Origin of the sequence: Rosistilla carotiformis, assembly GCF_007753095.1 — a bacterium.
Taxonomy (GTDB): Bacteria; Planctomycetota; Planctomycetia; order Pirellulales; family Pirellulaceae; genus Rosistilla; species Rosistilla carotiformis.
This window is the reverse complement of the sequence record NZ_CP036348.1, coordinates 735446-760148: the sequence shown is the minus strand read 5'-3', so window position 1 is coordinate 760148 and position 24703 is coordinate 735446. Positions and strand designations below refer to the sequence as shown.

Genomic DNA, 24703 nt, shown 5'->3' with positions numbered 1-24703 from the left:
TGGTACAAGTGACAGGTGAACTTGAGGACAGGCAAATTTTGTAGCCGCCATCGAATGACGCACAACGAAAAGCATCTGATCCGGGAAGCTTTTCACCACGAAGAATTTCCGTTCGCATTTTTGCGATGCCAATAGGCTGTCTCATTTTTTTTTGGGGGGGGATGAGGCAGGGCACCAACTGAGGTCGCCTGGGTTCGGTGATGACCTGGCCAATCACTTATTCAAATGGGAGCGTCTTAGGAAATGGTAACCCGCCGCGTAAGCAAGGAATTCTCACGGTCCTTGCTTACGCGACGGGTTACCAATCATGCCGAAACTTAAACCGTGATTTGCCCTGCGGCGATAACGCTGCCATTTGATGTGATCTAACGTCAGCTCTGTAAACCCCATTGGTCCAACACCTTCAAGTACAGATAAAACAACGAGTCCGCCAAGCCCCGACGGGCGGATAACGATTATGTTGCGTTCACGCGATGATCGCGTCGATCGGATTGCCGTAGTCGATCTCCAGTCGTTTCTGCGAGGGGAGGGAGAGTTTGCGTGGGTCGAGCCCCAGCTGGTGCAAGACGGTGGCGTGGATGTCGGTCACGTAGTGGCGATCTTCGACCGCGTGGAAGCCGAGTTCGTCGGTGGCTCCATGCGCGATCCCTCCCTTCAATCCGCCGCCCGCCATCCAAACCGAAAATCCGTAGGGATGATGGTCGCGGCCATCCGATTTCTCGGCTCCTGGAGTCCGACCAAATTCGGTCGCCCAGACGACTAACGTCTCTTCCAACAACCCGCGTTGCTTCAAGTCTTTCAACAGCCCCGCGATCGGTTTGTCGACGCGAGCACAGTTTCTGGCGTGGTTCTCCTTGAGCTTGGTGTGCGCGTCCCAACCGCCTCCACCACCGCCACCATCGTAGATCTGCACAAACCGGACTCCCTGTTCGACCAACCGCCGAGCCGTCAACGCATGGCGTCCAACCTGCTGCGTCTCCTTAACATCCAGCCCGTACATCGCCTGAGTCTGCTTCGTCTCGCGATTCAGGTCGACAATCTCCGGGACCGACATCTGCATCCGAAACGCCAGCTCGTACGCCTTGATGCGGGCCTGCAACGCTTCGTCGTCGGGCCGCGCCGCGGCAGTCATCCGGTGCAAATCGTCCAACAGGTTCAATTGATCGCGTTGTTGAGCGATTCGCGTTCCGGCACCGGGCGTCCCAAAAGCCAGCGGCCGCTTGGGATCGCTCGTCATCTGAACGCCAGCGTGTTGCGGCCCCAGATAGCTGCCATCGTGAGCTCCCACGCCGCCACAACAGTCTCCCGGCGGGTTGCCCATCACGATGAACTGCGGCAAGTTGTCGTTCAGGCTGCCCAGGCCATAATGCACCCACGAACCAATCGATGGGAAGAAGCCATCAAAAATGTGCCGGCCGGTATGGAATTGCAGTTGGGCCGCATGGTCGTTGTCGGTCGTCCACATCGAACGCACTAGCGCGATGTCGTCGATACAATCGCCCACGTGCGGCCACCAATCGCTGACCTCGATCCCACTCTCCCCACGCGGTCCATACCCAACCTGCATCGGATAGATCTGCGACATCATCGCCCGCGGCTTGCCACCAAAATCAACAACGTTCTTACGGTAGTAGGGTGAATCGACGATCGCCTGACCATGCGGCGATTCATCGATTGTCTTCCCTGCATGCTGATTCAGAGCCGGTTTTGGATCAAACGATTCCAGATGGCTGGTGCCACCATTCATGAAGAACCAGATCACGCTTTTGGCTCTTGGAGCAAAATGCGGTACCCCTCGCAACGCATCCGCCGCTGTCGATCCCGCAGCATCACGATGCATCATCGCCCCCAGCGCCAGCCCGGTGAAACCGAGCCCAAAGTCGGAAAGGAATTGCCGACGTTCGGTCCGGCCACACGCGGCGTTTTGCGTTTTTAAAGTCATCGTGAGTCCCAGGCTTGGCCTTATCGGATCGTGACAAAATCGTTGTGCAACATCAACACATGGATCAGGTTCTCGCGAGCGGCTTGCAGCGGGTCGGCAGCTCGCGGCGTTGTCGCCGTGTCGGCACCGGGAAACGTTTCTCCCGACGTTTGCTGCAACAGCTCCGCATGCGATTTCAGGAACGCGTTGCAACTCGCTGCTTCCGCGGCAGTTGGTCGCCGAGCAAGGATCGTTGCAAACGCAACATCGACAAAATCGCTAGCATCCGATAACCGCCGAGCAATCGTTCGCGCCGCATCGATCGCCAGCCCGCTGTTCATCATCGCCAGAGACTGGTGCGGCACGATGCTCTCCTGCCGCCGATAGCAAGCGTTCGGATCGGCGACGTCAAACACCTCCAGCATCGGCATCTTCTCGTTGGGCGTGTTGCGAAGATACAGGCTGCGGCGAAGACTTTTATCGCCCTGTGCGATTGGAATCTCGGGACCACCAAAGGCTAAGTCGATACGTGAAGCCAGGAACAACGTGCTGTCGCGAACCAGTTCCGCTTCCATACGCCGCGGGTTCATTCGCCACAGCAATCGGTTCTCCGGATCGATCTCCAACGCCGCAGCGTTTCCATCGGGCAGCGGATCGCTGGACATGCGATAAGTCGCCGACAAGACGATCTGCCGATGCAGCGGTTTCATCATCCAGTCGTTCCGGATCAGCTCGTCGGCCAACCAATCGAGCAGTTGCAGATGCGATGGCTTTCGCCCGTTGAGCCCAAAGTTTTCGGTTGTCGCCACCAAGGGCTGGCCGAAGTGCCGCCCCCACAGATGATTCGCGGCAACGCGTGCGGTTCGCGGGTTCTGCGGATCGACGATCCAATCGGCCAATGCACTCCGACGCCCGGTGCTGGTTCGCGGAAACTGCGGTCCCAGCGGTTCGTAGTCCCGATTTACGGGATCGTTCAATTTTGCTTCTGCCGCCGCCAGCTTCGCTTTCGCCGCCTCCAGCTTTTCAGCTGACGGAGCGGCTTCAAAAAATTCGACCTCCGCCTCGCAGACTCTCAACCGCGCCTCAGCCTCCGCTGCCGCCGCCAACCATCGATCGAGATCCTCCGGTTCCTCGGCCGACTGCGGATCGAGATACCGCTTCACTTCCGCCGCGATCCGCAAGCGGGTCGATTCGACGTGAGCCTGTGCCGCTTGATGCTTCAATCGCGCCAAATCGACAGCGTGTTTGGCCTCGCGTTGTTGTAACGCCATGGTCTCGGCCGATGGCGGCAAACGAGTCACCTCCAGTTCCAGGAACTCAGCCGCCCCCTGATGCACCCACAACGCCAACTTGCCACTGCGCCGCGCGATCGGCATTTGATAGTCTAACTTTCGCGTCCCGTTCAGATCGATCGTCAATTGCGAGCCAACAACCGTCACGTCCAACACGATCTCTTCGCCTACCTTCAGCGGCGTGTAGACGATTCCTTCCGCCGGATAGGCCTGTTGTCCGCCTTGGCGATGGAACGCTTGCACGCTGGGCTTCGAATCGTTCACGCTCGTATAAACGTCTTGCGAATTGCCAGCGTCTTGATAATCGAAGCTCAGTCCTATCGATCGATACGATCCGGGTGCAAGGGTTCGATAACGCAAGCGGAACTTAAAATCCAACGGCAACATGAGATCGGCGACGATCGTGGCAAAGCTGCCGACATCGGTCTGCCAAAGGCTCCCCTCTTCAACTTTCCAATTGCCGCTTTGGATTTGCCACAGCTTGGGATTGGGAGCGTCGAAGTTGTCGTGAAGGAGCACCAAGTCGTTGGCCTCTTCCTTGGGATCCGACTGCTGCGCGAGCGATTCGGCCGCCGGCTTGTCTTGCAATTCACGTAGCGTTGCCTGAGCATCCGCCAACGCCGCGGCTGTCGCTTCCGCTTCGGAGGTTGCTTTTTCGATCAACGTTTTGCGGACTTCGGGGCGAAGCATCGGATACCACGCCAGCGCCGGCAAGTCGATCGGTTGCAGATCGATCGACCCATCCAAGGCCTGCGGCACGCCCGGTTCCAGCGTTTTCGATTTGTCTGGAAAACGACTGTCGCCGCGTTCAAAGCGATAGGTCGGCGCGTCGGCGTTTTTGTCGTAAACCAATGGAATCCCATCGGTCGGGACCATCCCAAGCGTTGCGTCCTTTTGCATCTCCGTCAGCGCCGAGATCGGATCGGTGCGGACGTCGTGCGGTTCGAAGAAGCTGCGAAAACGAAAGTACTCCTCGTGCGAAACCGGATCAAATTTGTGATCGTGGCAGCGGCAGCAACGGAGCGTTAAACCCAAAAACGCTTCGCCGGTCCGCTCGACGGTTTCGAACAACCAGACATCGCGATCGAACTTGTACCAACTGCGCCCCAAATACCCTGTCGCCGCCAACGACATTGGATCGGCCGGATCGATCCGTTCGTCCCCCGATAACATCTCGCGGACCATCGCCGCATAACCTTTGTTGTCATTCAGCGAATCGACGATCCAATCGCGCCAACGCCAGATGTGTCGCTGACTGTAGCGGATCTCATTGCTCCCGCGACTGCCATACCAATCGCTGTACCGCCACACGTCCATCCAGTGACGCCCCCAACGCTGACCGTATTCGGGACGCGACAGCAGTTCGTCGACAACCGCTTCAAACGCCATCGGGCTGTCGTCGTTCAAGAACGCCTGCTGCTGTTCGACGGTCGGCGGCAGGCCGATCAGATCCAGATAGACCCGCCGCAACCAAGTGGCTCGATCGGCGGGGGGCGCGTGAGGCAGTCCGTTGGCCTGACGCCGCGCCGCAACAAAATAGTCGATCCCATCGCGAGGCCAATTGGGATCGTCGATCTCGGGTAACGGCGGCCGAGCGATCGGTTGGTACGACCACCAGGTCTTGGGATCGGCCGCCGGTTCTTCGTCGGCCGGTGAGGGAGCGCCGTCGGCGATCCATTGGCGAAACAGATCGATCTGCGCGGGCGTCATCACCGCCCCTTCGTTCTCCGGCGGCATTTGATAACCCGCTTCGCCGGTAAGCACATCGATCAACAGACTCTCCGCCGGATCACCGGGTTGGATTGCCGCTCCCGATCCACCGCCAGCGATCAATGCCACGGCGGTGTCCAGTCGCAGATCGCCTTGCGCTTTTAGCGGCCCATGGCAGGCGTAACACTTCTCTTCCAACAACGGTTTGATGTCGGAAAGATAATCGACAGCGCAGGCCGAGCGTTCGCATAACGCAATGGTAAACGGGACGATGCAACTCAGTAGGATTCGCGTCGATAGAGTCGACATGGGGAGGGCGCACCTTTGTTGGGACTGACTGCCATTCCTGTTGTTAGGAAGTAAAGTCATGGTTTCGCGTGCAATCCGCCGCCTCGGTGGGGGCCGATGATTGTAGCAAGAATCCTCGGTGGCTGCCTCGAATGGAAACTTGGATTTGTCATGGTCGCGTGAGGGAGGCAAAGACGCGGTTCATCAATGACAAATGCAAAACGTTGAGATCCAAGAATTTTGTTGCATGACACGATCTGGAAGCCTACGTTGAATACCTGCCTCGACCATTTGCCGTCAAAATGAACGCAGTTAATAGCCCGTTGACGGCGATACATGCCACATTGCACGGCAAGCGAAGCCTCGGCCTCGATGAATTCGACTGCCGCCCCCCCTGATTTCCCCACCTGCAGAAGAGCCTTCCCATGCGAAGAACTTGCTCACGATTCCGCGGCTTCACCTTGGTTGGGTTGTTGATTCTTGGAGGTCCTGTCTGGGGCGATGAAGGCGCGACGTTGCATGAACAGGTGGATGAAATCATTGCAAAACAGCGGGGAAATGAACCTGCGGCTGGAATCGCCGACGACGCGGAATTCTTTCGGCGCGTTTGGCTCGATCTCGCAGGGACGATCCCTCCCGCGGAAGCGACTCGCAAATTTTTAGCCGATCCTTCTACAGATAAACGCAGTCGCGCAATCGACCAACTGTTGGCAGCGCCAACCTATGTGACCCGCATGCAGCAGGCGTTTCATGTGATGTTAATGGAACGCCGAGGTGATCACGAATCGTGGCAGATGTTCTTGGAACTTGCGTTTAAGGAAAACAAGTCGTGGGACAGTATGGTGCGGGCGATGTTAGAACCGCAACCTTCGCACGATAGTCACCAAGGTGCTTCGTTCTTCTTGACGAAGAGGCTGGAAAAGTATGGGCAGAATCCAATCGATCATCCCGGACTGACGAGCGACATCGGGCGATTGTTTCTAGGAGTCGATCTGCAATGTGCGCAGTGCCATGACCATCTCCTTGTAGACGAATACAAACAGTTAGATTTCCAAGGGCTGCTGGCCGTCACACAAACCCTCAAACCCGCGAAGGGTGGTCCGATTCCGTTGGTTGCCGAAAAGCCGCTGACCGAGAAGCTGGAGTTTGTGTCGGTATTCGATTCGTCCCCCGTGGCCACGGGACCACGCATTCCGTTTGGCCAGGAGTTTGAAATACCCAGCGAATTGCCCGAGGATCGCGACTACAGCCCATTGGGGCTGGTCGCCAACGAATTGCCCACCGCAACAAATCCTCCGTTTTCTCGAAACATTGCCAATCGCATCTGGCATTTGATGCTCGGCCGCGGGCTTGTCGAACCGTTGGATTCGCATCACGCCGACAATCTCCCATCGCATCCGGAATTGCTGGAATTGTTGGCGTCGGAATTGGCGGCGCATCGATTTGATCTGAAATGGCTGTTCCGGGAGATTGCACTCAGCGATACCTACCAACGCAGCAGTCGCGTCGCAGATTCCAACACGGACATCCAGGAAATCCAACCGGATCAATATCAAGTGGCAATTCCCAAGCGTCTTTCTGCGGAACAAGCGGTTACAAGTTTTGCGGAGGCGATTGGAGCCGGAAGGGATGAAGACGAACGATCGGAATTCATCTCGCGTCTGAATCCTTTGTTCGTTGCCGCCTTGGCTAACCCGGCTCGCGAGCATGAAGACCATCGCCATCCCTCGGTGCGGAGCGCTCTATTTTTTGCCAATGACAAGGAGGTGCTTGCGGCGATAGAGCGTCAGCCTGGTAATTTGATCGACCGATTGATGGCGATCGAAGAGGAAACCGCTGTGGCGGACGAATTGTATCTGTCGGTTGTTAGTCGTTTCCCCAGCGACGAAGAGCGAAGAGAACTTGCGGATTTCCTAACCGTGCCCGCGGATCGACGCGAATCGCATCTGCAGCACTGGATATGGGCGTTGTTGGCATCCACGGAATTTAATGTGAATCACTGAAAGATCACTATGTCGAAATCACCTCTTTGCCGTCCGCACGAACATCGACTTTCGCGTCGTCGCTTATTGGGCGCCGGTGCCGCGACGCTAGGCCTGGGCAGCATGTTGCGGCCTGTTGTCGCCGAGGACCTCCGCGACAAAGACCGCCAAGTGTTGTGCATTTGGCTCGATGGAGGGATGAGCCAATTGGAGAGTTGGGATCCGAAACCGAACACACAATTTGGAGGTCCTTTCCGAGCGATCCCGACGTCGGTACCTGGGATTCACATCTCGGAACTGTTTCCGAAAACGGCGATGCAAATGCATCATTTGGCGATCCTCCGCAGCGTTCATACGCAGGACAACAGTCATTCGGCGGGCGTGGCGCGGATCAATCGTGGCGATCCCAAGAATCGCGGCGTCGTCTATCCGTATTTAGGATCGGCGGTCGCCAAGCTGATGGGACCCACACGAACCGGATTGCCACCTTATGTTTGGGTGAAACCTGGAAGCGGTGGATTCAAAACCGCCGATGCCGGGTTCCTTGGACCAGCTTATGGTGCACTTGCTTTGGGAGACGCTAAGCCGCCCGCGAATCTGCTGCCCCATCCTTCGTTGACCGCCGAAGAATATCAGTTACGTCAGGAGCTTCGCACGCGATTTAACGAACGTTTCGGCCAACAACGGTTCAGCAATGAAGTTGCGGCCGATACCAGTGTGTATGAGATCGCGCAAACCTTGATGCGGCGAATGGATCTGTTTGATGAGTCGAAAGTTTCGGCGAAAGATGTCGAGCGTTACGGCAGTCATGAATTGGGGCGTCATATGTTGATGGGACGTCGATTGATCGAAGCGGGCGTACGCTTTGTCAAAGTGAATTCGTACCATTGGGACAGCCACGGGGATCACTTTAACGCCAGCGATTGCCTGCATCGGCAATTCGATCAACCCTTTGCCGCCCTGATCGAAGATCTCGCCGACCGAAGTTTGCTGGACAATGTTTTGGTCATCGTGTTGAGTGAATTTGGACGCACGCCACGCATCAACTCCCACTGCGGCCGCGACCACTGGCCCGAAGCATGGTCGGTGGCGATGGCTGGCTGCGGACTGCAGAAGGGAGCTGTCGTTGGGGCGACCAACGATCTGGGGACATTTGTCGAAGGACCAGAACACGATATCGGTCATCTGTTCCACACCTGGTTCCAGGCACTTGGCATTCCAAAAGATCACATGGAATACATCAACCAGGGGCAACCATTGCCCGTTGCCCATGATGACTTTGGCGCGGTTACCGAATTGCTCTCTTAACGGGATGTTCACTCTGATGGCTGACAGTCAACAAAAACAATCGACCGCCGACGCGCCGCCACTAACTTTGCAACCGATTGGCGACCCGATCCCGTACGACCGCGTGCTGTTGGAGGCTCGTTTTTCTCCCGACGGTCAATGGCTGGTCGGCGTTGGGCAAGATGCAACGATCGTGCGCTGGGCGGTGGGCGATCCGACCGACGAAAATCCTACTGGACTTACGGCTGCCGAATCGCTGACCGGACACAATGGCTGGCTCACGGGAATGGTATTCCATCCCATCGTGGGCCATCTATTCACCGTCGATTCTTGGGGCCAATTGGCCTGCTATCCCTACGCGCAAGCCGCAGCCGGCGAACCGCTTTGGAAACACTTGACCGCCCACGACGGATGGATCCGTGCCATCGCGATACAGAAGTCGGGAGCACAGATTGCGACTTCCGGAAACGATGGTGTCGTGCGACTGTGGTCGACGGGCGATGGAGCGAAAGTATCCGAGTGGACGCATGGATCGAAGGTGATGAGCTTGACGTTTACTCCCGACGGCAAGAGCCTCGTTTCGGGTGATATGTTTGGCGTGATCCGACAATGGGACCTAGAGAGGGGCGAAGTCGTCCGTGAAATAGGTGCGGCTCCGCTCTACCAAAAACACAACAATCAAGAATGCGGGGGCGTACGTCGGCTGGTCTTCAGCCCTCGCGGGGATCGCTTGGCGGCAATCGGTCAAAAGGAACCTCGCGGCGGTTTTGCCACTGGCATTCCATGTGTGATGGTCTTCGATTGGGAAACGGGGACTGTTGAACGAGAAATGCCTGTCGGCGACAGAAACGACGGATTTGCCTACGATGCGATCTTCCATCGGTCGGGACATCTTGTTGCATGTTCGTCGGCGTTCCCGCGAAAGGGCCCTCTTTGGCTTTGGCACCCCGAGGAGGAGGAAGCCGCGTTGATCGACAAGAAGCTGAGCAATGGATTCTCGTTGAGTCCTCATCCCGATGGCGAACGCCTTGCGTTGTTGATTTGCAACGCTCCCAACGGCAATGGCCGCGGTTTAAAAGGAGGAGAGTACCCGGGGGGCAGTTCTCGGATCCACTTGATGCAAATAACCACGCAGGAGGCGAGCAAGGGGTGACGGTAGCTTCTGCCTCTTTCATTGAGTTTCGGCGTTGGAGGTCCCCGGGGACTGCGGATCGCAGTGTTTGCCTGGGCCTGTTAGACTGCATCGGTCAACAAACTTATCCTCTTCCCCTCGACGATACAGCCGATGCGACACGGATCCGAGCTCGACCCGCCCAATCGATTCGAGTCGATTCGTCGCGAGTTAGATCTTGAGCAGTTGCAGTGGGACGCGGAACATCTCGCCACGCACGATCGGCGGGAGATCGAGTATCTGCCCGACGATTCGAAGTCGATCGTGTCGGAGAACAAATCGCCCGACATCCCGTTCCGCTACAGCGTCAATCCCTATCGCGGCTGCGTCCACGGTTGCTCTTACTGTTATGCCCGGAACACGCACGAGTTTCTTGGCTTCAACGCGGGGCTCGACTTTGAGACCAAGATCATGGTCAAGCACAAAGCGCCGCAGTTGCTGGAAACGTTCCTGAATCGCAAGTCATACCAGCCGGAGACCATCAGTTTTTCCGGCGTGACCGATTGTTATCAGCCGGCGGAGCGACAGTTCCGGTTGACGCGTCAATGTCTGGAGGTTGCGTTGCGATACCAGCAGCCCGTTGGGATCGTGAGCAAAAATGCGTTGGTCGTCCGCGACCTGGATCTGCTGCAGTTATTGGCCGCTCAGAATTTGGTCCACGTTTATCTGTCGATCACGACGCTGCAGCCCGAACTAGCCCGGGCGATGGAGCCGCGGACTAGCATCCCTTCGGCGCGGCTGCGGGCAGTGCGAATGCTCGCCGAAGCGGGCGTGCCGGTTGGTGTGATGGTCGCTCCGGTAATCCCTGGCCTGAACGATTCGGAGATCCCCGAAATCCTCGATCAAGCGCGACAGGCGGGAGCCGCGACGGCAAACTTCATACTGCTGCGACTGCCACTGACGGTCGAGCCCGTGTTTCGCGAATGGTTGCAACGAACGCAGCCCGAAAAGCAGGAATTGATCGAAGCCCGCGTCCGGCAGACACGCGATGGTTCGATGTACGACTCGCAGTGGAATCAACGCATGCGTGGCTCGGGCACGATCGCTGAACAGATCAAACAGATGTTTCAGTTGTTCGCAAAAAAGCATGGCTTGGATAAACCGCTACCTCCAGTCGATAGCACGCGTTTCCAAAATCCCAACGCCGGCCCGCAGCAGATGAATCTGTTTTAGGGGAGTACCGGCTTTTCGCCTGCCCGAGCATTGAAGCCGCCTCCGCGGCTTGGAGCTCCTATTAACACCGTTGCAATCTGGCAGCGCACAAACTTCGCGGTGGCTGTCAGCAACTCCGATCGGTTTCAACGATCTCACTATTGTTTTGGCTGGATCCACCCAAAAGCTTTGATGTGAGCATTCGTGAGGGGTAGGATTGTGGCTCCTACCCAATACACCGTCAAACGCCGTGCAACGTTTGATCCTCGCCGTTGACCTCCGTTTCAGCAGGAGCCCTTCCTTTGAACACTCTCCGCCTCGTTTCTGAACCCCCTTTACCAGTCCGTGGCGTTGTGCGAGCGACGTGGTTGTTACTGATGATCAGCTGTTGCGGTGTGCTCGCCTGCGGCGATGACGATCTTCCCGGCGGTGGTCAGGCGACGCCGGTCGATTCGATCGCTTTGCCCGCCGGGTTCCGCGCTCAATTGCTGCGGTCTGCGGAAAAAGGGGAAGGATCGTGGGTCAGCATGACGTTCGACGATCGTGGCCGACTGATTCTAGGACGCGACAAACGAGGTGTGGTCAGGTTGACGTTGAGCGACGATCGTGGGCAAGTCGACCAATTCGAAGTGATCGAAAACACACTCAAGCATTGCCGTGGGATCCTCTGGGCACACGACAGTTTGTATGTGTGCGCGACAAACAACAGCGGGTTCTACCGGTTGCGTGACACCAATGGGGATGACCAGTTTGATTCGGTCAAGGAACTGATGCCGTTCGATTACCAGAGTCGTTACGGGCACGGTCCCAATCAGATTGTGCTGGGCCCCGACAACATGCTTTACGTTGTTGTCGGCAACGACGTGGCGTTTCCGGAGGGTTTTGCCGCCGACTCACCTTACCGAGATCCTGAGGACGACCACCTGTTGCCCGAACCCCGCGACACGGTGGAAGACATTCGTGTGGGGTACGTTGCGAAGACCGATCCCGAGGGAAAGAACTGGGAGATCGTCGCCGGTGGTTTCCGCAATCAGTTTGATGTCGCCTTCAACGCGGAGGGCGAAATGTTCACGTACGACGCAGATATGGAATGGGATGTCGGCCAGCCTTGGTACCGCCCCACGCGGTTGAACCATGTCGTCTCCGGCGGCGAATACGGTTGGCGTTGGGGGACGGGGAAATGGCCGGACTACTTCGCCGACAGCCTGCCCACTACGCTCGATACCGGGCTGGGTTCGCCGACGGGGCTCGAGTTCGGCACGCGGTCTCAGTTTCCGCCGGAATATCGTGAGTCGCTGTTTATGGGCGACTGGCAGCACGGCCGCATCTTTCAAGTCGAATTGACACCTCGTGGTGCCAGCTACGGCGGGCAATACAAAGTGTTCCTTGAAGGTGGCGCGTTAAACGTCTGCGATATGACTTTTGGCCCCGATGGAGCGATGTACTTCATCACCGGGGGACGCGGTTCGCAATCGGGACTCTATCGAGTGACCTACGAGGGCCCCGAATTCGCGGCACCCTCGCTCGACGCCAAACAAACCGATCTGTCACTGGCATCAGCCGCAGCCCGGAAGGTGCGGCACCAGTTGGAACAATGGCACACGCGGAGCGATGCCGACGCCAAGGCGATTGACTTCATCTGGCCTCACCTGAACAGCGACGATCGCTGGTTGCGATTTGCGGCGCGGCTGGCCATTGAACGCCAAAATCTGGAGCTGTGGCGCGAACAAGCGTTGAACGAATCGCAACCGAAAGCGTCGATTGCCGCGCTGTTGGCGTTGGCCCACCGAGGGCGAGCGGAGGATCAGTCGCAGCTTTTGACGGCGCTGGGGCGACTGCCGCTAGCGACGTTGCACCGTGAAGATCTGCTGGATGCGCTGCGGGTTTGGCAATTGAGCTTCATTCGCCAGGGAGAGCCTTCGGAAGCGGACCGCGAAAAAGTGCTGTCGCAACTCAGCCCTTTGTATCCACAGACAAGCGGTTACGTGAATCGTGAGTTATGCAGTTTGCTGATCTACTTGCAGGCACCCGACGTGGTACCGCGGACGGTTAAATTGATCCGCACCGCGATCGGGCAGGAAGACATGATCTATTATTCGCAGCGATTGGCTCGTCTCTCCGAAGGCTGGACGAACGAAACGCGTGAGGCGTTTTTTGATTCGCTGTTGGCAGCTCGCCGATTCCAGGGAGGGAAGCTGTTGAGCGCGTCGCTGCAAAATATCCAGGAAGATGCGATCGCTACATTGACTGAAGCGGAGAAGGAACATCTGAAACCACGCTTGGAGATGCTGGCAACAGCGGTTGATGGCTCGAGCGAACACGAATCGCCTTCCGCCTCGTTTGTCAAACAGTGGACGTGGGAAGAACTAGAAGCCGAACTGCCGCGGGCGCGTCACGGTCGGTCGTGGGAACAAGGCCGCACCGCGTTGGCGAAAGCGCAGTGCGTGAAGTGCCATCGCGTGAGCGAACAGGGAAGCTCAACGGGCCCGGACCTGACTCACGTCGGAAGCCGCTTCGACGAACGGGCGTTACTGGAATCGATCGTTCAGCCGTCGAAGGTGATCGACGAAAAATACCGTTTGAGCAGCTACTTGTTGGACAGTGGCGAGCTGGTCACGGGCCGACCGATCGGCGTCTCCGCCACGATGATCACCGTCCAGACCGATTCGATGCGTGCTGAAACGGTCCCGCTAAAACGCGCGGAGATCGAACAGACAACGCCAAGCGGTCTATCGCCGATGCCGTCGGGGCTGATGAACGTGCTAACGCTCGACGAGATACTCGACCTCATCGCCTACCTAAGATCCAGTGGCGATCCGCAAGCGGATGCGTTTCAATAGCGTTGGCTTGTCGTGGCTGGGCGTTTTAATCGCGAAGCGATGCCAGCATTTAGCCGTGGGCATCAGCCCACAGAACCGTGCGTTCCCCCAAAAACTATCAGCCGCGAAGCGGCGGTAGCGCTCGGTTGCTGTCGCCGCTTCGCGGCTGATGCCGGACAAACTTGATGGGGCTGCGGGCTGACGCCCGCAGCTAAATGCTGCTGCCGCTTCGCGGCTGGGCGGTATTCCGCGTCGGCTTACGCCGCCGGCAGATCTTATGTCGGTCCCTGGCCTCTGGCTTCCACTAACGGAGCCGATCGAAGATCGTTAAAATGTTGGGCAACTTGCGTGAACGCAAACCCGCCGCTGGTCCCTTCCCGTCGATCGCTCCTTCCCCACGCGATCGCTTGATTATCTAATTACAGAGAGGCTCTCACCTTGCCTGACCTCATCGAATCCGAAGCTCAACTCGACGCGATGCTCGCTCAGCCCGATGATCGGTTGATCGATTTCATGCATCAACTGGAAGGGGACCTGATCATCCTGGGGATCGCCGGGAAGATGGGAGTTAGTCTCGGGCAGTTGGCTGTCGCGGCGATCGAGAAGGCGGGCATTCAAAAGAACGTCTACGGGGTCGCGAGGTTTTCCGATGCCGACGCCCGCGCTCGCTTGGAAGCCGCCGGGGTTCGGACGATCCAGTGCGATTTGCTCGACCGCACCGCTGTGGCAAAGCTGCCTCAATCGCCTAACGTCCTGTTCATGGCAGGCCGCAAGTTTGGAACCGGCGGCGAGGAACCGTTGACTTGGGCGATGAACACGTTGGTCCCAGCAAACGTCGCCGATCATTTTCGCGATTCCAGGATCGTGGCTTTTTCAACGGGTTGCGTTTACCCACTGGCTCGCGTCGACAGCCAACCCGACGAGACGACGCCCCCCGATCCGATCGGCGAATACGCTCAGTCGTGTCTGGGCCGCGAACGGATGTTCGAATATGGCAGCAACCGCTGGGGAACGCCGGTCTGTCTGTATCGGCTGAATTACGCGATCGACCTTCGCTACGGTGTGTTGCACGACATCGCCACAAAGATCTGGAACGGACAACCAGTCGATAACTCGGCGGAAGCCTTTAATGTGATCTGGCAAGGGGATGCGAATCGGCAGGCGTTGCTCTGCCTGGGGCACTGTTCGTCCCCTGCCAACATTCTGAACGTCACCGGTCCTGAAACGCTTGAGACCGAAGCGGTTGCGAGGCAGTTTGGCGAGCTGCTCGAAAAACCTGTTCGATTCACCTCCACGCCGGGCGATGGTTGTTATTTGAGCGATAGTTCTCGGGCGACGAAGTTGTTTGGCCCACCGTCGGTCACCGCCGATCAACTGATCCGTTGGCAGGCACACTGGATCAAGACCGGCGGCCGCTCGTTGGGAAAACCAACGCACTTTGAAATCAGCGACGGAGCGTATTGATTCGATGAAGATCCAAGACCTGCCCGCCGCCGTCCGCGAGAACGTACGCCGAGGAACCGTCATCCCGGCCCAGCCGTTGGCATTGGACGCCCAGCGAAAATTCGCACCACGCTACCAAACTGCTCTAACGCGGTACTACATCGACGCGGGGGCCGGCGGCATCGCCGTTGGCGTCCATTCGACACAGTTTGCCATCCGCGATCCGTCGATTGGATTATTCAAACCGGTGCTGAGCCTGGCGTCGGAGGTCATCGACCAATACGCGGGCGATCAGGGACGCGAACTGTTTAAAGTTGCGGGAGTTTGCGGGGAGACGCCGCAAGCAGTCGCCGAAGCCCAATTCGCCGTATCGCAGCGGTATCACGCCTGTCTGTTGAGCTTGGCGGCCCTTGCCGAGAGCAGCATCGACGACTTGTTAGATCATTGCCGTGAAGTCGCCGAAATCATGCCGGTGATCGGCTTTTACTTACAGCCCGCCGTCGGTGGCCGCGTGTTGCCGTATCGCTTCTGGCGTGAGTTTGCCGAGATCGAAAACGTCATCGCGATCAAGCTGGCTCCCTTCAACCGCTACCAAACACTTGATGTCATTCGGGCGGTTTGCGATGCCAGTCGCGAGGATTCGATCACACTCTACACCGGCAACGACGACAACATCATCGCCGACCTGATCACACCCTACCGGATGGTCACCTCACAGGGCGTGAAGTCGGTTCGGATCCGTGGGGGCCTGTTGGGACATTGGTGCGTTTGGACTCGCGCGGCCACCAAACTGCTCGACGAAATCCATCGGATGATCGACTGCGGCGATGACAACATCCCGACGGAATTGTTGAGCCGCAACATCGAAGTCACCGATTGCAACGCAGCCTTCTTCGATGCGGCGAACAACTTTGCCGGCTGCATCCCTGGAATTCATGAGGTGCTGCGTCGCCAAGGCCTGCTGCCGGGGACCTGGTGCTTGGACCCCAACGCAGTTCTCTCGCCCGGCCAGTCGGAAGAGATCGACCGAGTCCTCGCCGCCTATCCCCATCTGAACGACGACGCATTTGTCCGTGAACATCTAAGCAAATGGCTGCAGTAAGCGACGGCAAGCGTTGCCAGACGAAGCGATGTTGCAATGCCCAGTTCTCGCCCGAAATATCCGTTCCATGAGTGGATGCCTACAGATTGAGTGAAACGGCCTCGCACCAGCCGCGAAGCGGCGTCAGCGTTTAGCTGCGGGCGTCAGCCCGCAGGTCGAACGCACGTCAACGCGAGAAGCCGCAAAAAGGCGACAGCAATGGTACGCTATCGCCGCTTCGCGGCTATTAAGGAATTGCGGGCTCACCATTCCGTGGGCTGATGCCCACGGCTAAATGCTGTCATCGCTTCGCGATTCAGAATTTCAGCCGCGAAGCGGCGTCAGCAACTGAGCGTCTGTGTCTCACGGCGATTCAAATCGCCCACTGCTATGATGTGATTTCGTCGAACGGGCAAGAAATCGCGAGCGGAGGGCAGACTTAATGGGAAGCTACACGCAACTGAATTACCACATCGTTTACGCCACCAAATACCGTCACCCATCGATAATTCCCGATATTCGCGAACGGCTCTACGAATACATCGGTGGATCAATCCGTGCAAAGAAAGGATCACTTATCGAAATCGGTGGCATCGCAGATCACGTTCACATCTTGGCCAACCTTTCGCCGTCACTTGCCGTGTCCGATGTGGTTCGCGACATCAAGGCCAATTCATCTCATTGGATGAATGATCGGACGGAGATCAAACGTCCGTTTGAATGGCAGAAAGGCTATGGTGCTTTCACCGTCAGCTATTCGCGAATCCCAAGTGTGCGCGACTACATTCAAACGCAAGAAGAACATCACAAGACGACGACGTTCCAGGAAGAATATGTGGCTTTCTTAGAACGCCACGGAATTGAATTTCGGCTTGAACATCTGTTTGAGGACGAACAGCATGGCTGAACGCTTCGCGGCTAATGAAATTGCGGGGCCATAGCTCCGTGGGCTGATGCCCACGGCTAAATGCTGACATCGCTTCGCGATTCAGTGACACTAGCCGCGAAGTGGCGACAGTTTCTAGCTGCGGGCGTGAGCCCGCAGGTCAAACGCACATTCATGCGTGGAGCCGCAAAGCGGCGACAGCAACCGAGCGCTATCGCCGCTTCACGGCTAATAAATTTGCGGGGCCACAGCTCCGTGGGCTGATGCCCACGGCTAAATGCTGCTATCGCTTCGCGATTCAGTGACACTAGCCGCGAAGTGGCGACAGTATCTAGCTGCGGGCGTGAGCCCGCAGGTCAAACGCACATTCATGCGAGGAGCCGCGAAGCGGCGACAGCAACCGAGCGCTATCGCCGCTTTGCGGCTAATGAATTTGCGGGCCCACCATTCCGTGGGCTGATGCCCACGGCTAAATGCTGACATCGCTTCGCGATTCAGTGACACTAGCCGCGAAGTGGCGACAGTATCTAGCTGCGGGCGAGAGCCCGCAGGTCAAACGCACATTCATGCGAGGAGCCGCGAAGCGGCGACAGCAACCGAGCGCTATCGCCGCTTCGCGGCCAATAAATTTGCGGGGCCACAGCTCCGTGGGCTGATGCCCACGGCGAAATGCTGTTATCGCTTCGCGATTCAGAATTTCGCCCGCGAAGCGGCGACAGCAACGAACTCCGCAAATGCATAGAGGCGAATCTTTAGCGCACCAGATATATTGTCTGCGGCGTTTGACGCGTTCTTTCGCATGCCGACCATCGGATGGGCCGGGAATTTGGCCCAACATTCACTGATACCACATCCAGGAGAGACAACGATGAGAAGTTTTTTTGTAGCCGCGATGGCGATCGGGCTTTTGGTACCTTGCGGTTTGGCTGCGTCCGCAGCGGATGTCGAACAGGGCTACACCTCGCTCTTCAACGGCACCGACATGACCGGCTGGGTCAAGCGTGGAGGTTCTGCGGAATACCACGTCGAGGACGGAGCGATCGTCGGGAAATGTGTTCCCAATACGCCGGGCAATACGTTCCTGTGCTCGGAAAAGGAATTTGGCAACTTCATTTTGAAGCTGCAATACAAAGTCATCGAAGCCGGAAATTCCGGGGTCCAATTCCGCTCCGCCGCACGCTCCGAAGGAGATCGCGAGCGTGTCTACGGATATCAGTATGAAATCAGCACCGGTGGTAACACGACGGGGCGCATCTATGACGAAGGACGGCGCGGCCACAAGCACGGCATCATTTGGCTCGATGCCTACACGCCCGAGGATCGACTCGCCGCAGCTCAAGCCAGCTACAAAAAGGACCAATGGAACGATCTGGAAATTCAGTGCGTTGGGCCATCGATCAAGACTTGGTTGAACGGCAAGTTGGTCGTCGACATGTTCGACAGTTTTTCGATGAAGGGATTTTTCGGGCTGCAGATTCATTCCGGCAAGTCGGGCTCGGTCGCTTGGAAAAATATCCGCGTGAAGGATCTGGGACAGAGCCAGTGGGAACCGTTTTTCGTCAAAGCCGACGATGGCAGCTACAAGCTGCAGGACGCCAAGTTTGTCCTTCCCGAAGAATGGTCGTTCACCGAAGAAGGCGTGTTACACGGTGTCCACACCAAGAGCGAAGGCAAGGACGGGCTCGTGATCTCCAACAAGAATTACGACAACTTCATCGCTCGCGTCACCTACCGGATGCACGGCGGCAACAGCGCGCTCTACTTCCGCGCCGAGGAGACGAGCGCACCGTGGGTTCTGCGCGGATTCCAAAACGAAATCGCCAACAACAGCAAGGACTCCGCTCTCTGGCACACCGCGGGCATTGTCGACGGCAAGAAGATCCCTGGTCGCGGCTGGGTCGCCACGAACGATGAGTTCATCGAAAAGGTTCGCAACAAAGACGACCAGTGGAACACGACCTGCACCGCCGCATTTGGCGACCGTTTGGTCCAGACGCTGAACGGATTCTGCACTTCGGATTTCATCGACGAAGCGTCTGAGAAGACCGGCAAGCTGGGACTTCAGATGCACGGTGGCACCGATTGCGAAATGTACTTCAAGGACTTCGAAGTCATGCCGATCACCGACGACATGAAGAAGCTGATCGAACGCAAGTAAGTCGCGGCCTCTGCCGATAGCAGCTCCGCCTGCACAAATCGTTTAACCGCGGTGGCAACGCCCCGCGCGTCGGTGTCGTAAAACGCGCGGCCCGCTGGGCACGCGGTTAAACGAAACTGCATGAGGCCAGCTCTCCATTATTCGTTTGGTCCCGTTAGCCGCACGTACGTGGTCGCGGATGTTCCGGACGCCAATTCTTTCGCTCGCACTTCCCAAACGCCGATGCGGTCGTTGTCAGCGAAGTCGAAACGGATGCTCAATTCGCCAGCTTTGGCAGCATGAAAACCGCTGAATTCTGCTCGGCGGCCTTCGGGGGAAATGATTTCCACCTCCACCGGCACCACGGCGTCGACCGGTTGGCTCCCGTCGGTGACGGCGACATCGATCGTTATCAATTGCGACGGCGATGACTCTTTTGGCGCGGTGATGGTGAGTTCGCGGATCGGCCGCTGAGTCACCATCAGCAGACGTCCCTGGCATGGACCAAGTTGCATCGGAACGGCGATCGAACCATTGACGCTCTCCGCATCGATCTCCCGTCCCGCGATGAGATCGTACACGTGTCCGGCTTTGCGATCGATGAGGAGCGTCGTTTCGGAAGGGAGCCCGTCTTCCATGACCATTCCATAGCCGCCGACGTAGGTCCCAAATTCGCGATGATCGTTGACAGCAAAGACGTAGTCGGTCGAGCCAAAAACGCGACGCCGAGTGACAACGTCGGGATTCGACGAATCGACAGCACGCGAATACTGCGGATCGAGCCATGTCCGCAATCGCTTCGCAGCGTCCTGCAACGCGGTGCGATCTTTGTCCGCCTGCTTGGTTCGTGCAAATCGAGGAATCACCAGATCGGGCTTAATCGCCGGACAGACTTCAGCATCGCCGACAACCAATCCACCATTGCTTTGAAATTCCTGAATCAGCCGAACGACCGATTCGGTCAACACATCGCAATCGGCCATGACCAGGACTTTCGCTCCCTCGAGTCCGCCCGACAACAGCGATTGTTCGTAGAGGACGCGCGGCTGCAATTGCGCGTACATCAGGATGTGATACATATCGGCGGCCCATGAACGATTCCAGCCGTAGGTACCGCGGCGAGCAAACATTTGCGAGGTGAAGCTCTCCAGAAAGACCACGTCCGACGGTGGATCGGGAATCTGCATCAACGTCGGTCCTAAAGGCTGCACGACGTCATGAATCAATCGTTGAAGTTCGTGCTGCGTGTTTGGATTCGTGTACCGGTACGCGCCGGGCGATTCGGTTTCAACAAGCGACTGCCAGCCGTGATACATGATTCCCGTGATCGGCCGGGATAGTTTCCACCAAAAGGCTTCACGCAGATGCATCGGTGCAATGCTGATGTAATCCGCATCGGGATCCTGATCGACCCACGGCGATGCGGCGACATCGGTTGCATTTTTCTTCGGTGCAGTCTGTGACCGATACCAGATCAATTGAGTCATCTTCATGACATCTTGATCGTGGCCATTGACGCGGGCCAGTTCGAACAATTCATCGGTACACAAACCGATGCGGATTGGATCGGGGTAACTGTACGTCCAGTGTGCCAACACGTCGGCTCGGCCACCACTGCCGGCGATGCTTGGCGCACGGACCGCCGGATCATAGAAACTCCAGAACCCGTCGTGAGTATGCTGTTTCAGTCCTTCATGCAGCCGCGTGTTCAGTTCATTCCAACCATCGCCCGTCTTCCAAAACCAAGTCAGATATTGCAGGATGGGATGGTCGTCAGCGACCACTCGATTCTTCGGAAAGTCGGCGAGCTTCTGCCACTGAACGCCATTTTTGATCGTGACTTCCGCGGGAATTTCTTTGCCCGTTGCTTTTCGGTAGGCTTCGATTTCAATCGGCAAAAACGAAACCTGCGTTTCACCTCGCACCTCGGTGTGCAGCAGGGCAGAACTGAAAGCCGGATGATCGCCGTAAGCACGTCCCATCGCAGCCCCGCTGTTGAACGCAAACTCCTGCACCGCCGGGAACAAGCCGCTGATGTCATCGCGATCATAATGTTCGCCTTTGCGATCGATGCGCCGAAACGATTTTCCGACTGCCGCAGTCCTCAGCCAGCGACCTGGCGCAAGGGACGCCACGATTTGCAGATCGTTTTCGAGTGCCGCGTTCAGCATGTTGCGACCCTCGCGGATGTCTTCGGCAGAGTCGGGGAGCGCGTCGGCACCGCCGTCCCAGATCCGTTGGAACTCCGATCGCAACCCAAGGCAATGCGTGAATCCAATCTGCTTCAGGCGCGGGATCTCCTTGATCACACCATCGGTTCCGCCAACGCCCCACATCACCACCGGCATCCGATCCGGGAGCGGTCGCTTCACGATCACGACGGGAATGCGAGACGTCGTTTGGTACCCGGCATCGATACCGCCCCAGTTCGGCACCGTCGCCGAAAGTTCCACAAAGTACTCGCCCGGCTTCAATGCCGTATCGATCTTCAGCTTCAACCGATGCGACACTCCATCGCCAAGGGCCGGCACGTTCAACCGCTGCGTCGAGCCGTCGGGCAGCGTCGCCGTGACGATCGCACCGGACAACGATTCGCCAGTCCGATTGATCAACTGCGCCGTCAGAAACGCGCTCTCCGACATGCGTTGGAACACAAACCGTTCGGACTCGGGAACAAAACTGAATGGCTGAAACTCTCGCACGCCCGACGTGATCCGCACTTCGTCGATGAAGCCGGGGAAACCGCGATACAGCGAACCGATCCGATCGCCAATCGACAACGGCCGAATCGCGGCGGCCATCGGCCCGGCGGTTGCATTTGTTGATCGCCCGACGGTTGAGCCATCGACAAAAAACTCCGCGGTCCCAATACCATCGTAGGTGAACGCAACATGCCGCCAGATTCCCGCTTCCATCGGGAACGGCACGGAATACCAGTGCGTCGACTCCCGACCGCCCCCAATTTCCAAATGCAGCGATCGTGTTCCGGCCGCGCGCCCTGGCGACAACGAGAACATAAACCCTGTGTGATTGTCCGGCACGTATTTCATGTCGAGCAGCACGGCAGCGTATTTTGCGGGAAACTCTTCACCCTCTTTCGCTCGCAACCACATCTCGACGGTGAACGCTCCGCTGGGCGACAGCACCGGAGACTGGGCAACGTGCAGGCTGTGACTTTTGTCGTTAATCGGATAACCGGCTGCAGTTTCCAGGCAGCCGCCAAAGCGTCCCTCGGCACTCTGCTTCGCGCCTCGCAGCGTTCCTTTGTGTTGGTGCGATGATGCATCGTTTGTGAAAGCGTCTCCGTCCCCATCAAACTTCCAAAGCCCAAGGACTTCCGGCTCACTGGCATCGGCATACGGTGCCCACCAGCGAACTGCCGCTTCCTGTGCAAGCAACGCCGAGGCGTTCAGGGAGGCAGCCGCTATCAGGGCAAACAGAATTCGGAATACGAGTCGGTGGGGCAATGAAGTCATCGATTGTCCTCGTCAGATGTGACGGATTGGCGGGAGGAGGGGGAGGGAGAAGGTCGTCGCTGCTTCAGTTCGACTCCGTCGCAGCGACCGCCACGATTGTGTCGGTCGTCAAAGCATTCAACAACCCTCGGAATTCAATCATCCAGTGTTTCATGGTTGTCTGCAACAACCGAAAAACACATTCTCAAAACGGTTGTGTCTTCCGAGCGTGCGAGAGACTATATTGATGGTCCCCGCCTCGCGTTCGGAGCTTGCCAACTCCCGTCAGGGCGAATCAGTCTTGTGTCAGCGCAAGTCAGCCCGCACGCATTGGCGTCCGTTCCTTTAGGTAACAGGACGCTAATGCGTGCCGGCCGACACCTCCAGTCGAAAAACTGCTTCGCCCTGCAGCTCCGGCTACGAACCGAATCCTATTCCCACCTTGGAAGCGTATCATGCTGCATGTTATGAAACCCTGGGCACCTTCGTTGGTTGCCCTGGCCTGTCTGTCATTTGCACCGCTTTGCGATGCCGTGGAGCCCGAGCCACCGAAGGGCTATCGGGCGATTCTCAACGGCAAAGATCTTTCGGGATGGTACGGGTGGAATCCGCACGCGTCGGCAAAGCTTACCGGTGAAGAGAAAGCCGAAAATCTGCGCAAGCAGCGAGCGGAGTTCTCCGAACATTGGACCGTAGAAAACGGAGAACTGGTGAACGACGGGCACGGTCCCTACGCAACGACCGAAGAAGAGTTTGGCAACATCGATTTGCTGCTCGAATACAAAACCGTCCCGAAAGCCGATAGCGGCATCTATTTGCGGGGAACGCCACAAGTTCAGATTTGGGATTGGAACCAACCCTACAACTTGAAGCGACCCGACCGAAAACCTCATCAAGGTTCGGGAGGATTGTTTAACAACACCCCCGGAACCTTGGGACGCGATCCGATCATGCGTGCCGATAAGCCGTTTGGCCAATGGAATCAAGTAAGGGTTCGTCAAGTCGGCGACCGCACCTGGGTCTGGCTCAACTCGCGAGCTGTGGTCGAAGGGGCGGTGATGGAGAACTTCTGGGATCGTTCGCAACCCTTGCCCGCCAAAGGGCCGATCATGTTGCAAACTCATGGCGGTGAGATCCGCTGGCGCAACATATTTGTTCGGGAGATCAACGATCAGCAGAGTGAAAAAATTCTGGCAGCGTACCGTCCGCTGCCTCAACCAACCCAATACGACGTCTCCTACGGGCCGCATCTCAAACAGGTGCTCCATTTCTGGCAAGCCGAGTCGGACAGACCGACCCCCGTTCTGTTTTTCATTCATGGCGGGGGCTGGAGAAACGGTGGACGCTTAAGCGGACTGTCGGGGATGTTGCCAAACATTCTGAAAGAAGGCATTTCGGTCGTTTCGGTGGAATATCGATTTGTGGATGAAGCAACGGCCGATGGTGTCATGCCGCCTGTCCAAGGACCGCTCGGTGATGTCGCCCGTGCGTTGCAGTTTGTCCGCAGCAAGGCTGCCGATTGGAATCTCGACAAACAGCGGATCGGTGCATCGGGTGGATCGGCCGGAGCGTGCTCGAGTCTATGGTTAGCATTTCACCCGGACATGGCGGATCCCGACAGCGAGGATCCCGTGGCACGCGAATCGACACGGTTGTGGTGTGCCGCCGTCACCGGCGCTCAAACCACGTTGGATCCGAAGCATATGAAAGAGTGGACTCCCAACAGTCGCTATGGCGGGCATGCATTTGGTTTCGATGGTGACCCCGAAAAGAAGCTGTCCGCATTTGATGAGTTTCTAGCGAAACGCGACACGATCCTGCCGTGGATTGCTGAGTATTCGCCTTATGCGTTGGTCAGCTCCGATGATCCACCCGTCTATCTCAGCTATTCGTCGGCTCCGGCACTGGGCGAGAAGCAAAAGGATCCGACCCACACCGCCAACTTTGGCGTGAAATTGCAAGAACACTGCGAACAAGCGGGCGTCGATTGCGAACTGGTCTACCCCGGCGCCAAGGATGTTGAACATCCCACGACGACCGACTATCTGATTTGGAAATTGAAGCAGCCTAACTCATAAC

Annotated in this window: 13 protein-coding genes; 10 read left to right on the top strand and 3 right to left on the bottom strand. The window is 57.3% G+C overall.

Going from position 1 to position 24703, the window contains the following annotated elements:
* Positions 1 to 466: 466 nt before the first annotated feature.
* Both Poly24_RS02720 and Poly24_RS02715 read right to left on the bottom strand, forming a co-directional pair.
* The gene (locus Poly24_RS02720) at positions 467 to 1942 is read right to left on the bottom strand and encodes a DUF1501 domain-containing protein (protein WP_145090090.1); all 1476 of its coding nucleotides are present in this window, start codon (positions 1940 to 1942) and stop codon (positions 467 to 469) included.
* A 20-nt stretch (positions 1943 to 1962) separates the two neighbouring features.
* Positions 1963 to 5232, bottom strand: a complete 3270-nt coding sequence (locus Poly24_RS02715; protein ID WP_197452274.1) for a DUF1553 domain-containing protein — start codon at positions 5230 to 5232, stop codon at positions 1963 to 1965.
* Positions 5233 to 5636: 404 nt separating this feature from the next.
* Here Poly24_RS02715 and Poly24_RS02710 point away from each other — a divergent pair, with 404 nt between their 5' ends.
* From Poly24_RS02710 to Poly24_RS02670, 9 genes are all read left to right on the top strand, one after another.
* Positions 5637 to 7214 carry a DUF1553 domain-containing protein gene (locus Poly24_RS02710; RefSeq protein WP_145090083.1) on the top strand — a complete coding sequence of 526 codons (1578 nt, stop codon included), beginning with the start codon at positions 5637 to 5639 and terminating at the stop codon, positions 7212 to 7214.
* A 9-nt stretch (positions 7215 to 7223) separates the two neighbouring features.
* On the top strand, positions 7224 to 8501 hold the full coding sequence (locus Poly24_RS02705) for a DUF1501 domain-containing protein (protein ID WP_145090080.1): 1278 nt from the start codon (positions 7224 to 7226) through the stop codon (positions 8499 to 8501).
* A gap of 16 nt (positions 8502 to 8517) precedes the next feature.
* Positions 8518 to 9633: a WD40 repeat domain-containing protein gene (locus Poly24_RS02700; protein WP_197452273.1), complete on the top strand. Its 1116-nt coding sequence runs from the start codon at positions 8518 to 8520 to the stop codon at positions 9631 to 9633.
* A gap of 132 nt (positions 9634 to 9765) precedes the next feature.
* The gene (locus Poly24_RS02695) at positions 9766 to 10824 is read left to right on the top strand and encodes a PA0069 family radical SAM protein (RefSeq protein WP_145090073.1); all 1059 of its coding nucleotides are present in this window, start codon (positions 9766 to 9768) and stop codon (positions 10822 to 10824) included.
* A 281-nt stretch (positions 10825 to 11105) separates the two neighbouring features.
* Positions 11106 to 13643 carry a DUF7133 domain-containing protein gene (locus Poly24_RS02690; RefSeq protein WP_145090070.1) on the top strand — a complete coding sequence of 846 codons (2538 nt, stop codon included), beginning with the start codon at positions 11106 to 11108 and terminating at the stop codon, positions 13641 to 13643.
* Between the two features lie 417 nt (positions 13644 to 14060).
* Entirely contained in the window at positions 14061 to 15086 is a 1026-nt protein-coding gene (locus tag Poly24_RS02685) for an NAD-dependent epimerase/dehydratase family protein (RefSeq protein ID WP_231753442.1), read from the top strand.
* A 4-nt stretch (positions 15087 to 15090) separates the two neighbouring features.
* Positions 15091 to 16167 carry a dihydrodipicolinate synthase family protein gene (locus Poly24_RS02680; RefSeq protein WP_145090067.1) on the top strand — a complete coding sequence of 359 codons (1077 nt, stop codon included), beginning with the start codon at positions 15091 to 15093 and terminating at the stop codon, positions 16165 to 16167.
* A 421-nt stretch (positions 16168 to 16588) separates the two neighbouring features.
* Positions 16589 to 17053 carry an IS200/IS605 family transposase gene (tnpA, locus tag Poly24_RS02675; RefSeq protein ID WP_145090064.1) on the top strand — a complete coding sequence of 155 codons (465 nt, stop codon included), beginning with the start codon at positions 16589 to 16591 and terminating at the stop codon, positions 17051 to 17053.
* Between the two features lie 847 nt (positions 17054 to 17900).
* The gene (locus Poly24_RS02670) at positions 17901 to 19190 is read left to right on the top strand and encodes a 3-keto-disaccharide hydrolase (RefSeq protein ID WP_145090061.1); all 1290 of its coding nucleotides are present in this window, start codon (positions 17901 to 17903) and stop codon (positions 19188 to 19190) included.
* A gap of 137 nt (positions 19191 to 19327) precedes the next feature.
* Here Poly24_RS02670 and Poly24_RS02665 read toward each other — a convergent pair whose 3' ends face one another.
* Positions 19328 to 22645 (bottom strand): LamG domain-containing protein, encoded by a 3318-nt coding sequence (locus Poly24_RS02665; protein ID WP_145090058.1) that lies wholly within the window; start codon positions 22643 to 22645, stop codon positions 19328 to 19330.
* Positions 22646 to 23079: 434 nt separating this feature from the next.
* Between Poly24_RS02665 and Poly24_RS27265 the strand changes: the two genes are divergently transcribed.
* Entirely contained in the window at positions 23080 to 24702 is a 1623-nt protein-coding gene (locus tag Poly24_RS27265; protein WP_231753441.1) for a family 16 glycoside hydrolase, read from the top strand.
* The last annotated feature ends 1 nt before the right edge of the window (position 24703 follow it).